We start from the raw sequence: 14,715 nt of genomic DNA on the forward strand, positions 1-14,715 counted from the left end.
GGGTCAGGGCATCATTTCCAGCGGTACCGGGTAGACGTTGTCGCGGCTGTCACTGCCCGGCGCCAGGGCAACCCAGCGGTCGACATCGGCGTTGTAGCGTTGGTAATGGCGCAGCTTGGTGCTCAGGCTGCGGATGAATTTCTCCTGGGCCAGGCCATCCCAGCCCTTCCAGGTTTCTTCGTCCAGGTTCAGCACTTCGCTCTGGTAGGGCAGGTCTTGCAGGTACTCGCCAAGCACGCCCAGGTCTGCCACGCGAGTGGTCGAGCCTTGCTTCAGCTGGTTCGGGTCGGCACCCATGGTCGCGGCAACCGAGCGCAGGCGGGTGAACATTTCGTCTGGCGAAATCATGCCTTCGTTGGCGGCATCCAGGATCTGCTTGAGTACATCGCTCAGGTCGCTGAGTTGGGCCTTGGTCAGCAGGACGCGCACATCGGTGGTCGGCACGTTCTGTTTGATCAGGTCGCGGTCGCTGATCCAGGCCTGGAACACCGGCGGCGCCTGGGTACCGTTGGCCTTGCCCAAGTAGGCCAGCTGCATGGCGTGGCCGATCAGTGCGGCATCCTCGAGCATTTTCTTCTCGGCAGGGTCGGCCTTGGCATTGTTTGCGCTGCCGATGGCCGCCTCGCCCATGTAGGCCGCCCGCACTTGCTGGGTGATGGCTGCAGCCAGGCCGTCGACCTTGCGGCCAAAGGCCTCCACATCGCCGGCATTGACCGGGTAGTACAGCGAGGTGTTGGTGCCCGGGTAGTTCGACAGGGTGCGGTACTGCGCTTCAGCGGAGCTGTGGTTCTTGGCGCCACTGGGGGTTTTCAGGTGCAGGGTGTACAGGGCCACGCCAGGGTTGCTGGCTTCGATCTTGACCTGTTCGGCGCCAAGGCCGGTGCTCGACAGCTTGTCACCCCCGTCAATGGCGCCGGCATCGGTGATCAGCACCACATAGCGTGCGCCAAACTGGCTCCAGTCGATCTGGTCGACGGCAGACATGACACCGGCGTAGGCATCTTCGTTGAACTCGCTGCTGGACACCTTGGCCTGCTTCAGGTCCGCCACCTTGGCCATGAAGTCGGCACCGTCCTTCACCGTGTTGGGGTCGGCGTACATCTTGCTGACGTATTCCAGGCCCGGCACGGCCTTGGTGCTGGAGCGGTAGGCGACCAGCCCGAACTTGACCTGCTTGCCGAGGTTTTCCTTCTCGATCTGCCCGTACACGCGCTTGATCGCCTCGCGGGTGCGATCGATGTACGGGTCCATCGAAATGGTCGAGTCGATGACGAACACCACGGCCGCGCTGAACGCCTTCAACTGCTGGTTGGCAGCGCCCTGGGCAGGTGCTGGTGTGGCGGCTGCGGCACTGTCGGCCTTGCTGACCGAAGCCACATTGAGGATGCGCGTGCGGAAGCCTTCCTCGGTCATCACTTCTTCGCCGCTGAGCACGGGCAGCAGGTAGAAGTTTTTCTGCAGGTCGACGAAGTATTCGGGCTCTTCGGCCAGCACGCCGGGCGCCTCGGTGCCGTGCTTGAGCTTGGCGCGTAGCGGGGCCACATGGCTGACCGGGTCGGGGGCGTTGAGAATGCCTTCGAGCTGGTTGCGTTCCTTGAAGAACATCAGCCGATCACGGTTGGCGGGGTTGGTAAACGCCAGGGTCAGCTGCATTTTCCATTCGACGGTGCAATCGGCAGGCAGCCAGCCGATGCTCTTGCCCTGGGTGTCAGGGCCGACCCGCAGCCACTCGCGGGCGTCAGCCTGGGCGCGTTCGTACACGTAGAAGCGGCTGAAGGTGGGTTGTGCGGCGCCAGGGGCAGCCCCGGCATTATCGCTCAGCTTGCAGCCTGGCGTGGTCAACACGCGCTGGAACAGGGTTTTCTTGCCGTCCTGCAGCAGGGGCTTGTCGGCCGCCTGCAGGGCAGGGCTGAGCGACAAGGCCAGCAGCGCGGCGCCAATGCTACGCATCTTCATGGCTTGAGCTCCTCGTAGCGCTGCTTGGCTTCGGCGTTGTTTTCATCGAAGCTGAGGATGGTCTCGTACCAGGAGGCTGCGGTGGCGGCTTCCGGGGCCTTGAAGCAGTTGCTTGGCTGGTGGTACTTGGGGTCGTATTCGTGAGCGTAGGCCGTGGCGATCTGGATGTCACCGGCATTGGCGCGATTGGCATACAGGCGCTGGGCCACATCGCACTGGTCGTTGGCCTTGGCCAAACTGATCACTTCAAGCAGTGCGGCGCTGTCCGGTTTGCTCTGGATGCACGACTGCAGGAACGCCAGTGACGTCTGGCCTTGCATGCTTCCCAGCGAACAAGGTTTGGCCGCGTCGGCCTGTGCGACGGGCTTGTCTTCAGGCGGCACGGCTGCAGTTGCTTCGCCTGCGCTGCGGTTGAACCACCACCAACCGCCCCCGGCGGCAAGCGCCAGCAGGATCAGGGCCAACAGGGGCAGCAGCCACTTCTGGCCTTGCTTGGCAGGCGCCTTCGGCGGCGGTGCCACAGGTGCTGGCTGGGGGGCTGGCGCGGCCTCGGGCACGGGCTCTGCCGTCACTACCGGAACAGGCTCAAAGGTGGTCACCGCAGGTGGCTCGACAATCACCGTCGCGCTGGGCAAGGGTGCCGGGGGCGGCGATTTCTCCAGCGCTGGCCCAGACTCGACAGACGCGATGATGGCGCTGTTGATACGCACCATGCCAAGGTCGCTGCGCCCGGTCTGCGGGTTGCTGACCTCGATGCGGAAGGTGGCGGTACCGCTGGCTTGCAGCAATGGGTTGATCAGGTTGGGGCCGATCCGCGTTTCGATGGCCGGGGCGCCTGCGACAGCATTCATGCCATCCAGGCGGAACCAGTGAGCCACTTTGGCCCAGTGCCCGCCATCATGAAGAAACTCGTGGGACTGGCTACTTTGCAGAGAGCATTGCAGCCCTTCGCTGGTGCCTTCCCAGCCGGTGATCCGCAACAGGCCTTGGCCTGGTGTGTTCACGTCCAGTGGCAGCACATCAACTCTGATACCCATTGCAATCAACTCGCTTGAAAGGTGTTCAGCAGCACCGCCAACTGGCGTCGCTGCTCGGTGGTGATTTCCGGGTCCGCGCCACTTTTGGCGTTTTCCTGGGTCAGCCAGGCCAGGCTCGACAGCCAGTCGATCTGGAAGCTCTGCTCCTGGTTGGACGGCTCTTTCGGGAGCACTGGCAATTCGCCCTGGGCAAAGGTCTGGTAGGCGCCAAATACGGGTTGGCTCTCACCCAGCAGGGCGGTCGGGCGCTCGCTGACAGGTTTGCCCAGCAGGTCGAACCAGGACAGGAAGTCCCGCATGGCCAGTTGCACGGTCAGGACCTGGCGCTGGACTATCTGGTCACGGCGCACGCCGTTGAAAATCCGGCGCATGACGGCGGCATCCAGTTGTTCGATGAAGGCCGGTCGGCGCACTGCACTGACCAGTTCCTCGACCAAGGCCTCGACCACTTCGCGGCTCATGCGCAGGCTGCTCAGGCGCAGCGGTTGCGTACCCAGCTCGCGCATATGCTTGATCCACGCCTTCAGCGCCGCGCGTACAAAGCGTTGCTCGGAGTTGAGGCGCTTGGCCACAGGCTTGGGGGCAACTGCTGGCGTTGCCGAGGCAGTGTTGCCGAACACGTTGCCGAAGTTGAGTGCCGGGGCCTTGTTGGCCGGGGCCCTGACGGCGGGTTCTGGCTCTTCGCCGGCCTCGCCGTCAATGCCGTCGATGTCGTACACACCGCCCAGGTACAGTTCACGCAGCTGTTCGACAGGCACCTGCAAGGCATGGATCAGTTCGCTGATCGCGTCCGGGTCGGCGCCCAGGTTGTCGAGCAGGTACTGGGTTTTTTCACGCTTCTTGTTCAGCAGTTGCTCGAAGTCTTCCTCGCGCCAGGTGTTCAGGCCGTGCTCCAGCAGGTCGGTGCGGCACTGTTCCAGCTGCTCTTCGATACGCGCCAGCTTGAAGTCCAGGTCATTGATCGACGAGAAGCTGGTGCTGAAACGGCTGATCCCGCCATCGTTCAACGTCATCATGGCATCGAAGGCGGCACCGGTATTGGCTATATGGCGGTTGGCCGCCGGCAGGTCGACAACGTATTGTCGGAGCTGTTTGATATCGTCGACGTAGCGCTCGATCACGCGCAGCTCCTGGTCTTGCTCGTCACGCTCGATGAACGCGGTTTCTTTCAGGCGTGGCTTGCGGACCATGTAGGTATTGTCGAACGGCTTGCCGATGGACCATTCCTTCATCCACTCCTGGCTGCCAAAGCGCTCGATAATGGTGATTTTCATCAGCCGCTCGGCGGCCTTGAACTTGTGCGCGTCATCTTTGCCAAGTTCGAGGTTGGCCCAACCGTCACACATGGTCAGGGCCCAGATCAGGCCTGGCGCGCGCTGGCCCCGCTCTTTCGGGGTTGCGCCCTGGGTATTGTGGATCCAGCGGGTCAACACCGGGCCAACACTGATGACATCGCTCTGCTTCACGCTGCTTGTGCAGATGACCAGAGCATTCATCTCTTGCGCTTCGCTGTAACGCTCGAAAAGATAGGCAACCTTGCCGCGCAGGATCAGGTTCCAGTACGGATGGACTTCGTCAGCGGACTCTTTCAAGGCCGCCTCATCAACCGACAAGTATTTATTGCGAGTCCGGTAGCCGGGGAAGTCGAGAATGTCGACGCCATGGGCGACCGAGGCAGTTGGCTTGGTCCGCAAGCAGAAGTTCACTTCTACCGCCAGTGCCGCCAGCTGCGCTACGGAGATACTGACGCTGGTATGTACCTTGCCGTCTCTGCCCGGCAGAACATTGACTTGCACGTCGTGTCTAGTGCCCAGGCGGCTGAGCAGGTCTACACCCATGATGTTGTAAGGCGTTGCCGTAACGCTGATATTTTCCTGCTTGAACACGCTGATGGGCGCATGTAGCGTTTCGACATGGTCCAGCTTCTGCAGAACACCGGCCAGCAGTAAATACAAGTCGGTGATGGGCGCCTGCCCACCCCACAGTACAGAGAACAATTTCGCGCGCTCGCGTAGCGCAAGGCGCGGCGCGATTTTTACTGCACGTGGCCAGTACTGGTCGTCAAGGACGCGTGTGGACTTTTCATAGTTGCTTTTCAGGTAGTCCCACAGCGCAACCACATCATCGCTGCTAACCCCAGGTTGTACCTGGCCTGCGTCCTGGCCTTCAAATTCACTGAGCGCAGTCTGAATATCTTGCTCTCTGTAGCTGTGGTCCACTCGCTCAAGGTCGAAGTCTTCGAACCACGAGTTGCACAGAATCTTTACGAGTTCGATCTCTCTGAACAGCGTGATTTCGACTGGGTAGTTGACGTCCAGGCATGGCTTGGCGATGTGGCTGAAACGCGTGACCACGCCGGTGGCCTCACCGCCGCCGCCCGGTGGGTTGACATGCCGGATGAAATCCAACACTTGGCCACCAAAGTCACTCTCCAGCTTGCCGTGGTCATCGGAAGCAAGCGCGGAAATAAGGTAGGACTTGCCCGCTTGCGAAAGGCCGAAAAAGCCCACGGTCATCGGGTTGCCGGCACTGCGTTGGAGGTTTTTCGCCTTGTTGCGCGCGCGCCGTAGGCGCAGGCCCAGGCCATCGGCCTCGGCCTCGACACTGGCGGCATTGCCACGCACCTGCTCGATCCATTCCAGCGCCTCGCCGGCGCCTTTGTGAATGGCGCCCCAGGCACCCATCAACTGCTGTTGCTTTGGCGTAAGGTCGCTCATTTTCCTTTGACGTTCCCGCTGTCGAGCCAATAGTCGCTGTCACTCAAGCTCATGGTTGGCATGGTGTTGAGTGAGAGTTCAAGATCCCGGTCGAAGTCGAAGTCGGCATCCTGGATGTTCGATTCCAGCTTCTGGATGACCAGCTTGTCGCTGATCAGTCCCTGGTCGCGTTCTTCCTGTTCGAACTGCTCGACTTCAAGGCGTATGCGCAATACCGGCGCTTCGCCATTCTTGCCAATCGCCCTGGAGAACGCTGCCTTGCCCGAGGGGGTGAAACGCAGGGTGTAAAGCGGTGAGGCCGACCAGCGCTCGGTGGCCAGTTGGCGGTAACCCAGGTGCAGGTCGCCGCGCATCTCCAGCCAAGGCGTACCACGCTCATCGCCTTCGCCGACGATGGGCAGTTCGATCAGGCCTTTATCAGACTTCAGGTCGTGGTAGAGCACGTCGTGATACTTGATGGTGCCGGCAGCGTCGATCTGGCCAAAGTGCTTGATGATCGAGTAAGGCTTCAGCGCGGCGGTGCGGAAATAGAAGTTCGGCACACTGTGGTTGGAGCACAGCAGGCAGATCATCGCGCCCACCGATGCGGTGCTCTTCGGGTCGTCGATCAGGCCGTTGCGATGGAACGGGTACCAGCCGCCGGTGCGGTAGTTCTGCATCGGCAGAATGCGCCCGGGCGGCAGCGGCAGGCGCTGGCGGATGAACGCCTGAATGCCTGGCAGGCGCGATGGCCGCCCCGTCAGCAGCAGCATGTCGCAAGGGTACTTGGCGACCACTTCGCACAGTTCGGCAAGTGCTCTGGTGACGTTGATCTGGCCGCCGATGAACGCGGCGTGCACCTGTTCGAGGTCGAAGGTGATCGGCGTCTGCAGCAGGTCAAGCGTGCCATCGCGGCCCACTTCGCGGCGCACGGCAGCGTTGACGTACGCCAGCACCTTGTCGCTGACAACGGCTTCACCCAGCGCCTGCTGCCAGGTTTGCTCGACCGCGGCGGGTGGCAGGGCCGGGTCGAACTGCTCGTAGGCCTTCAGCAGTGCGAGGCCCAGCGGCACGAACACTTGCAGGTTCAACTGCTGGCGCAGCAGGCGTTCCTGGACGGTGGCTCCGCCGTTCCCGCACAGGCTCGACATCAGCGCATCCGGTGCCGGCACGCCGGCATTGCGCAGCGCGCTGGCGAAGGAGGGCAGGATGAACTCCTGGATCACATCCAGCAGGATGTCATCGCCCGCAATCTTGAAGCCGTCACGGAAGCGCTGGTTCGGCACGATGTGCGCGTTGGCGCCGGCGCCACCGCCGGTGCCCCGATCCAGGCGGTAATCGGTAATCACCAGGTCCGTGGTGCCGCCGCCGATGTCGATGGTCGCCAGGGTGATCTGTTCATGCTCTAGCTTGTCCGGGCGGGCCAGCGTGGCAAAGAACTCCTCCGGGTGACCGGCAAAGTTCTCGTTGACCTCGTTGTACAGGTAGACCAGCTGGCCGCAGCTGGCTTCGTCCCACTCCACACGCACGCTGGGGAACGGGGTGCGGGTCGCGACGTCCTTGCCTTTGAACGGGTTGCTCTCGTCCTGGTGCCAGCCCAGGCTCTTCCAGACCAGGCCAATCGCCTCGTACAGGCGGTTGCTGAGCAGGCTGCGCTCGGCCTGGGGCATGCCTGGTGGAACGGTCAGGGTAATGCTGTTGAGCAGGCGCGGCACCCGCGCATGGCCCTGGCGCGAGCGCTGGGCCGGGCTGTTGATCTGGGTCAGCGCCTGGGTCACCACTTCGGCCAGCATGAAGGTCATCAGGTTGCTGCGCGAATAGCGCGGGTTGAAGACCGGCATGTCGAAGGGCTTGAGGTACAGCGGCTGGCCACGGTCGTTGATCAGGTTGGCGAACGGCGCGGCGACGGCCATTGGCTCCTTGTCGGTCTTGACGTAGGCGGTGTTGAAGCGCCAGCCATGGCCGTAGGCCTTTTCATCCCACAGGTAGCGTTTGGGGCTGGAGAGGCCGGTCGAGCCTTCGGTGCCGCGGTTGCGGCTGGCCAGGCGGCTGGCTTCACCGCCGACACGGGCGATGGTCGGCCACTGGAAGGCATTGTGGCGGCCGCTCTTGATCGACAGGTGGTCTTTGCCGAAGGCGGCGTGGGTGAACTCGACCCGGCTCTCGAAAGCCTGGTTGTAGACTTTTTCCGGCTCGCTCAGGTCGCGCAGTGCCAGTACGTAGTTGTGGCGCATGCCCGAACCCGCCTGGCCATGGTCCTCAATGAGGATGCCGCAGGTGCGCGAGTTGCCGACGTCCAGCACCAGGTCCACCGGGATCGGCTTGACGATGCCATTGGCCTCGTTGGCGATCACCTTGATTTCCGGGATCTCGACCTTTGGCTTTTCGTTGCTCTGTTCGGCCGGGACCGGGCGGCGCAACAGGCTCAGCAGGTTCAGATAGTGGCCAAGGTGGCGGTTGCCCTGCAGGTCACGATCCAGGCGTTCGCGCGTCCACTCGGCACGCGCTTCGGTGTACACCTCCACCAGCCAGTCGCGGATCCATGTGTGCGTCAGGAACCAGCCATATTCGCGGGCACTGCACGCCAGCTTGAACGCCACGCCGGAGCGTACGTCGTCTTCGTTGGGCGCCAGGTACGGTGCGCCGGTAACCACTGGCATGGTGCGGCTGTCGAAGCCGAGGGTGAGGCGGTGGGTGTTGCCGTCGACATCGGGCTCCGCGAGCTTGACCAGGCGCATGCGCGCCCAGTTGTTCGGGCCTTCGTCAAAGCGATAAGGCGGCGTGAAACGCAGGACCGGGATCGGCAACCAGACCCCGTCCAGCAGCTTCAGGCTGTCTTCCATGGGCAGGCGGAAGTGGCTCTCTTCGCTGGTGTCGAACTCTACCTGCACCACTTTGTCTGGCTCGGGCTCGTAGAAGTCCTTGTACTCCTTGGACCACAGCAGGCGTGTCGGCACCATGCCGTTGTTGAGCTGGACGAATTTGCCGGTCTGCTCGCCATCCGGGCCGAGACGCAGGGCGAAATCCATGAATTGAATTCCGGTATCGCTGACCAGCGTGACCGTTTCTTCGAACTGGGTGATTTCGGGCAACATCTTCTGCGTTTCTCGTGTGATTAGCCGGCTTTTTTCATTTGAATGTCGAAGCCTTTGGCACCGTAGTTGGCGTTGCAATCGGCAGCGCCGTTGGCGTTGGCTTTGCAACCCACTTGCGGCAGGTCATAGCTACTGCCATCGGCGCAGGCGGCCTGGCCGGAACTGTTGATCGACAACAGGCCGTCTTGCATGGCTGCGGCAACTGGCGCATGGCACTGCACGTTGTCCGGGCGGGTGACCGTGGCCTGGCCCTTGCCGTTCTGGAAGTCGTACTTCAGGCGCAGGGGTTTGCCAGTGCCGGCTTCTTGAATGCCTGCACCCGCCCAGTTGCCGTTGAGGAAGTCCGCGTTGCCGTCGGCCGCATCTGGCGGAATGCTCAAGTCATCAGGTTGCGGCGGCTGAGCGCTGGTTTGCGCTTGCTCATCGGCCAGCTGTGGTGGCGCAGGGGGCGTGTTCCCTGGCGTTGATGCCTCGGGCCCGCCTGGCGGTGGTGTGTCGGATGCTTGCTCTGGCTCTGGCGCTGGAGGTTGCTCCGGCGCTGGCGGTGTTTCTGGCTTGCCCTGCGCAGGGGTGTCGGCATTGTCCGACGGCGCTTGGCTATCGCCTTGTGGCGCGGCACCGCCTGCATCGGCTGCGCCGCCCGGCAGGCTCGCCGGGTTGCCGGTGCTCACCGCCACGTCCGGGCCAGCTACACCCGTTGCACCGTTCGCAGCGCCAGCAATGCCCGACGATTGTGTAGGCACTTGGGCTTGGTAGTTGTTTGATGCAGAGGTATCGCGGCCAAAGTCCGGGATGCCTGGACCGGAAAGGTTTACCCCAGGGATGCAGCCGCGCAGCCCGAACAACAGCAGGAGCAGCAGCGCCAGCAGCAACAGCAAGGGCAGCAGCCAGCGCCAGTTGCGCCACCACGGCAGGCGCGCGACGGCAGCGGCTGGCGCTACCGCTGCTGCTGCCGGCGCAATCGGCGCGGCTGGGGGAACCGGCGGCGTGGCTACGGCTTCGGCGATGGGTGCGGTGCGCGGATACAGGCAGTGCAGGGGCTGTCGGCTGCGCTCGGCACCGGCATGGATGAAGCCCCAGAAGGTCAGTACAGGGCGGCCATCGACCAGGTAGACGAAGTTTTCGTCAGGGAAGGGCACGACACAGGTCAGCAGCTTGCCGAACACCGCGTTATCACCTTCGGCGGCCTTTCTGGCCGTTGCCGAGGGTTGGCCGTTGGCGTCCAGGCCAAGCAAGGTGTTGCTCAGGGCGTTGATCTTGGTTTGCAACACCTCGAGCTGCGCACGTGCTGGCGCGCGTTCTTCCTCGGTGGCGCTGCTCCAGGGGATTACATCGCCTGGGCGGTCGCTGTACCAATCGATGGTGCGGCCCTGCTCATCGCTCTGCGGGATGGCCAGGTGTTCGATCAGCTCCGGGTGCTCCGGGTACTTGCGCCGAATCGCTTCGCGAATCTGCAAAGCAGCGCGATAGACGGGTTGGCCAGTCTCGCCCAATGCGGTGAAGTGCTCACTTCTACCGCTGCGTAGTAATACTCCGCGCATCCTTGTAGACCTACCTAGTCTATTAGCCGAATCCATTCGGTATCCATTAAACAATACCGAAAAACCGAGCCACACTAATGGCAAAGTGCTTTTTTCGTCAATTCATATGGATGGCTTTTTGACGTCAAAGGACGTTTTATCCGGTTACACTCCGCCTGGTCCGATCAACGGCATCGGCAACTCATCATCGACGAATGGAGCACGAAGAGCATGAGCCTTTGGGATGACCTGAAGAAAAAGGCCTACGATGCCAACCCGGAGCTGGCCGCCAAGGCCGCCCAGGCGTTGGAAAAGGCCAAGGACCTGGCGGTGGAGGCCGGGCAGAAAGCCGCGCCCTTGATCAAGGAAGCCAGTGACAAGGCCGCAGGCTACGCGCAAGAGAAAACGCCGTTGCTCAAGGCCCAGGCCCTGAAGGCGATTGACGATGCCAAGCAGCGTCGTGCCCAGCTGCAAGAGCAGGCCAAACGCGACAAGGCGGCGCGCGCGGAAATGATCCGCACCATGTATGACATCACCCTGACCCCGGAAGACGTCAATTTCGTCGAGGAGCCGTTCAACCATTTTGAGCGGCAGTTGATGTTTTTCGTGCGTAACGGCGAGGTGCTGGAAAGCGAAAAGCGCAACCAGACGCACCTGGACGCCTACCACTCGCACCGCTCCACCGGTGGCCACATGTGGCAGGGCACGGGTCATACCGGTAGCAGCTCATCGACCATGCAGGTCACTGCGCACAATGTTCAGGAGCACGAGTTCTGGGTGCGCCTGGAGAATGGCACCGAGGCGTGTTTCCAGCTGAACAACAATGGTGTGCGCCTGCGCCCTGGGCAGTATGTGAGCATGGCGTTTGTGCGCAACGCCAATCAGGACATGGGGCAGATGGTGGCGCTGTACAACCATAACGCCGGGCAGAACTTCGTGACCCTCTCGCCGAGGCAGATCAACCAGCAGTTCCAGCTTTACTTGAAAGAGCCCGGCATTTTCAACGCCAACGAAGTGAACGGTACGCGCGACAGGCTGCTGCAGGCGCTGGACAAGCGTCTGGGCGAACTGGCCAGGTACATGGCGTTGCACGGTGACAGGCGTGCCGGCCAGTTGATAGAAGGGCACGCGGAATAAACGAAAAAGCCCCGGGAGATCTCCCAGGGCTTTTTTGATATGGCGCACTCGGCGGGATTCGAACCCACGACCCCTGCCTTCGGAGGGCAGTACTCTATCCAGCTGAGCTACGAGTGCAACGCGCACGCATGATACCCATCTGTGTCGTTGACGTCCATCGCCTTGATCTGTGGCCTTTTTCCTCTTTTTGCGCAGGCGGCTTTTGCGGGCCACCGGCCTGCGCAAATTTATCTATCCATATGCGATATCAATATTTCCCACACCCTTCTTATGCCCTCTATCCTCTGGTCACAACTTGTTATAACAAGTCATCGATCAGCGAAGAGATCCCATGGCCGAACTGCTCCCCCTGTCCCCGGTACCGCTCTATACCCAGCTCAAGGAACTGCTGCGCGAGCGCATCCTCGACGGCACTTATCCACCGCATAGCCGCATGCCCTCGGAAAGCGAACTGGGCAAGGCCTTCGATGTCAGCCGCATCACCGTGCGCCAAGCGCTGGGCGACCTGCAGAAGGAAGGGCTGATCTTCAAGATCCACGGCAAAGGCACGTTCGTCGCCAAGCCCAAGGCGTTCCAGAACGTCAGTACCTTGCAGGGCCTGGGCGAGTCGATGACGCAGATGGGCTACGAAGTGATCAACCGCCTGCGCAGCTTCCGCCATGTGCCGGCCAACGCATTGGTTGCCGCCCGGCTGCAGGTCGAGGAGGGTAGCCTGGTCACCGAGATCCGCCGGGTGCGCCTGATCAACCGCGAGCCGGTATCACTGGAGCTTACCTGGCTGCCCAAGGCTGTCGGCGAAAAACTGGAGAAGGCCGACCTGGTCACCCGCGACATCTTCCTGCTGCTGGAAAACGACTGCGCCATCGCTCTTGGCCACGCCGACCTGGCCATCGATGCGGTACTGGCCGACAGCGACCTGACCCAGGCCCTGGATGTTGAAGAAGGCTCGCCGATCATGCGCATCGAGCGCCTGACCCATGCTGCCGACGGCACGCCGCTGGACTTCGAACACCTTTACTACCGCGGCGATGCCTTCCAGTACCGCCTGCGCATTGATCGCCAGAAAGGGGGCAAGGCATGAGCATCCATACCCAGGACTACGACATCATCATCATCGGTGGGGGCACGGCCGGGCCGATGGCGGCGATCAAGGCCAAGGAGCAGGACAAAAGCCTGCGCGTGCTGCTGCTGGACAAGGCCAACGTCAAGCGCAGCGGTGCCATCAGTATGGGCATGGACGGCTTGAACAACGCCATCATCCCCGGCCACGCCACCCCCGAGCAGTACACCAAGGAAATCACCGTGGCCAATGACGGCATCGTCAACCAGGCCACCGTGCATGCCTACGCAACCCACAGCTTTGAAACCATCGAGCAACTCGACCGCTGGGGCGTGAAGTTCGAGAAGGACGAAACCGGCGACTACGCGGTGAAGAAAGTTCACCACATGGGCGCCTACGTGCTGCCCATGCCCGAAGGCCACGACATCAAGAAGGTGTTGTACCGCCAGCTCAAGCGTGCCCGGGTAGAGATCAGCAACCGCATGGTCTGCACCCGTGTGCTGCTTGATGGCGAAGGCGCCGCGGCGGGTGTGCTGGGCTTCGATTGCCGCAGCGGCGAGTTTCGGGTGGTGCGGGCCAAGGCGGTAATCCTTGCCTGCGGCGCAGCCGGGCGCCTGGGCCTGCCGTCGTCAGGCTATTTGATGGGCACCTACGAGAACCCGACCAACGCCGGTGACGGCTACGCCATGGCCTACCATGCGGGCGCCGAGCTGGCCAACCTCGAGTGCTTCCAGATCAACCCGCTGATCAAGGACTACAACGGCCCGGCCTGTGCCTACGTCACCGGCCCGCTGGGTGGATACACCGCCAACAGCAAGGGCGAGCGCTTCATCGAGTGCGACTACTGGAGCGGCCAGATGATGTGGGAGTTCCACCAGGAGCTCGAAGGCGGCAATGGCCCGGTGTTCCTCAAACTGGACCACTTGGCCGAAGAGACCATCCAGAACATCGAAGAGATCCTGCACAGCAACGAGCGCCCCAGCCGTGGCCAGTTTCACGCCGGGCGTGGCACCGACTACCGCCAGCACATGGTCGAGATGCATATCTCCGAGATCGGTTTCTGCTCCGGGCATTCGGCGTCGGGGGTGTGGGTCAATGAAAAGGCCGAGACCAGCGTCAAAGGGCTTTATGCCGCTGGCGACATGGCTGCGGTCCCGCACAACTACATGCTCGGCGCCTTTACCTATGGCTGGTTTGCCGGTGTGAACGCCGCGCATTACGTGGCCGGGCGCGAACTCGCCGAGGTCGATGCCGAGCAAGTCGAGCGCGAGCGCGCGCGGGTGTTTGCCCCGCTGCAGCGTGAGCATGGCCTGCCGCCAGCCCAGGTCGAGTACAAGCTCAGGCGCATGGTCAACGACTACCTGCAGCCGCCGAAGGTGACCAAGAAGATGCAAATCGGCCTGGCGCGCTTTGCCGAGATCGAGCGTGATCTGGAGCAGATGAAGGCCAGCAACCCTCATGAACTGATGCGTGCGATGGAAGTGTCGGTGATTCGCGATTGCGCCGAGATGGCGGCGCGGGCCTCGTTGTTCCGCGAGGAAAGCCGCTGGGGCCTGTACCACCACCGGGTGGACTTCCCTGAGCGCAACGATAGCGAGTGGTTCTGCCATTGCCACCTGAAAAAGGGCGAGCACGGTGAAATGACCAGTTTCAGGAAGGCCGTCGAACCCTACCTGATCGCCCTGGATGCCGATGAACAGACCGCCTATGACCGGTTGCGAGTGAAGGCTGATGCAGCCTGAATGGGGCTGCTTTGCAGCCCAATCGCCGGCAAGCCAGCTCCCACAGGTACTGCATCGGCGGTGAAGTCTGCACCCTCCTGTGGGAGCTGGCTTGCCGGCGATGAGGCCATCAGCCTCTGCAAAAAACAGAACGAGGGCCACAGGCCCCAAGGACTCCGTGAAATGGCCTACCAGCCGCAAGAAATCTTCTTCCGCAGCAGCGCCCCGGTCACCATCGACGAAGACAAATGCATCGCCGAAAAAGGCTGCACCGTGTGTGTCGAGGTCTGCCCCATGGACCTGCTGGCGATCAACCCGGCCACGCAGAAGGCCTACATGGCTTTCGACGAATGCTGGTACTGCATGCCCTGCGAGAAGGACTGCCCCACCGGTGCGGTGAAGGTCGACATCCCGTACCTGCTGCGCTGATTCATCCTGCCATCCGGCGAACCACCGGACGCCCTCCTGCTGTGCCCCTCGTTTCCCACCACCC

At 62.2% G+C, this 14,715-nt stretch carries 9 protein-coding genes and 1 tRNA gene; 4 read left to right on the top strand and 6 right to left on the bottom strand.

The window, feature by feature from the left end:
• Window positions 1-3: 3 nt before the first annotated feature.
• The 5 genes from PP4_RS01075 to PP4_RS01095 are packed head-to-tail and all read right to left on the bottom strand — an operon-like array spanning window position 4 to window position 10,325.
• Window positions 4-1,956, bottom strand: a complete 1,953-nt coding sequence (locus tag PP4_RS01075) for a vWA domain-containing protein (protein WP_016497505.1) — start codon at window positions 1,954-1,956, stop codon at window positions 4-6.
• Window positions 1,953-2,993 carry a hypothetical protein gene (locus PP4_RS01080; protein ID WP_016497506.1) on the bottom strand — a complete coding sequence of 347 codons (1,041 nt, stop codon included), beginning with the start codon at window positions 2,991-2,993 and terminating at the stop codon, window positions 1,953-1,955. Before PP4_RS01080 ends, PP4_RS01075 begins: the two co-directional genes overlap by 4 nt.
• Window positions 2,994-2,998: 5 nt before the next feature.
• Window positions 2,999-5,710, bottom strand: coding sequence for a virulence factor SrfC family protein (locus PP4_RS01085; RefSeq protein WP_016497507.1), 2,712 nt, complete (start codon window positions 5,708-5,710; stop codon window positions 2,999-3,001).
• Window positions 5,707-8,784, bottom strand: coding sequence for a virulence factor SrfB (locus PP4_RS01090; protein ID WP_016497508.1), 3,078 nt, complete (start codon window positions 8,782-8,784; stop codon window positions 5,707-5,709). The genes PP4_RS01085 and PP4_RS01090 overlap by 4 nt, the downstream gene beginning before the upstream one ends.
• Before the next feature lie 20 nt (window positions 8,785-8,804).
• Window positions 8,805-10,325 (bottom strand): SrfA family protein, encoded by a 1,521-nt coding sequence (locus tag PP4_RS01095; protein WP_041167481.1) that lies wholly within the window; start codon window positions 10,323-10,325, stop codon window positions 8,805-8,807.
• Window positions 10,326-10,535: 210 nt separating this feature from the next.
• On the opposite strand from PP4_RS01095, the gene PP4_RS01100 reads away from it, so the two are divergent.
• The gene (locus tag PP4_RS01100; RefSeq protein ID WP_016497510.1) at window positions 10,536-11,441 is read left to right on the top strand and encodes a hypothetical protein; all 906 of its coding nucleotides are present in this window, start codon (window positions 10,536-10,538) and stop codon (window positions 11,439-11,441) included.
• A 40-nt stretch (window positions 11,442-11,481) separates the two neighbouring features.
• Here PP4_RS01100 and PP4_RS01105 read toward each other — a convergent pair.
• Window positions 11,482-11,558 (bottom strand) — tRNA-Arg (locus PP4_RS01105).
• A gap of 214 nt (window positions 11,559-11,772) precedes the next feature.
• On the opposite strand from PP4_RS01105, the gene PP4_RS01110 reads away from it, so the two are divergent.
• From PP4_RS01110 to PP4_RS01120, 3 genes are all read left to right on the top strand, one after another.
• A complete protein-coding gene (locus tag PP4_RS01110; RefSeq protein WP_016497511.1) occupies window positions 11,773-12,522 on the top strand; it encodes a GntR family transcriptional regulator in 750 nt (249 codons plus the stop codon).
• Window positions 12,519-14,243 carry a fumarate reductase/succinate dehydrogenase flavoprotein subunit gene (locus PP4_RS01115; RefSeq protein WP_016497512.1) on the top strand — a complete coding sequence of 575 codons (1,725 nt, stop codon included), beginning with the start codon at window positions 12,519-12,521 and terminating at the stop codon, window positions 14,241-14,243. The genes PP4_RS01110 and PP4_RS01115 overlap by 4 nt, the downstream gene beginning before the upstream one ends.
• A gap of 162 nt (window positions 14,244-14,405) precedes the next feature.
• A complete protein-coding gene (locus PP4_RS01120; protein ID WP_008096634.1) occupies window positions 14,406-14,651 on the top strand; it encodes a 4Fe-4S dicluster domain-containing protein in 246 nt (81 codons plus the stop codon).
• Window positions 14,652-14,715 lie beyond the last annotated feature (64 nt).

Origin of the sequence: Pseudomonas putida NBRC 14164 (genome assembly GCF_000412675.1) — a bacterium.
Lineage (GTDB): Bacteria > Pseudomonadota > Gammaproteobacteria > Pseudomonadales > Pseudomonadaceae > Aquipseudomonas > Aquipseudomonas putida.

Bases quoted from the DNA above. Each gene is read 5' to 3' on its own strand.
- PP4_RS01075 (WP_016497505.1), bottom strand. From the start codon at position 1,956: ATGAAGATGCGTAGCATTGGCGCCGCGCTGCTGGCCTTGTCGCTCAGC.
- PP4_RS01080 (WP_016497506.1), bottom strand. From the start codon at position 2,993: ATGGGTATCAGAGTTGATGTGCTGCCACTGGACGTGAACACACCAGGC.
- PP4_RS01085 (WP_016497507.1), bottom strand. From the start codon at position 5,710: ATGAGCGACCTTACGCCAAAGCAACAGCAGTTGATGGGTGCCTGGGGC.
- PP4_RS01090 (WP_016497508.1), bottom strand. From the start codon at position 8,784: ATGTTGCCCGAAATCACCCAGTTCGAAGAAACGGTCACGCTGGTCAGC.
- PP4_RS01095 (WP_041167481.1), bottom strand. From the start codon at position 10,325: ATGCGCGGAGTATTACTACGCAGCGGTAGAAGTGAGCACTTCACCGCA.
- PP4_RS01100 (WP_016497510.1), top strand. From the start codon at position 10,536: ATGAGCCTTTGGGATGACCTGAAGAAAAAGGCCTACGATGCCAACCCG.
- PP4_RS01110 (WP_016497511.1), top strand. From the start codon at position 11,773: ATGGCCGAACTGCTCCCCCTGTCCCCGGTACCGCTCTATACCCAGCTC.
- PP4_RS01115 (WP_016497512.1), top strand. From the start codon at position 12,519: ATGAGCATCCATACCCAGGACTACGACATCATCATCATCGGTGGGGGC.
- PP4_RS01120 (WP_008096634.1), top strand. From the start codon at position 14,406: ATGGCCTACCAGCCGCAAGAAATCTTCTTCCGCAGCAGCGCCCCGGTC.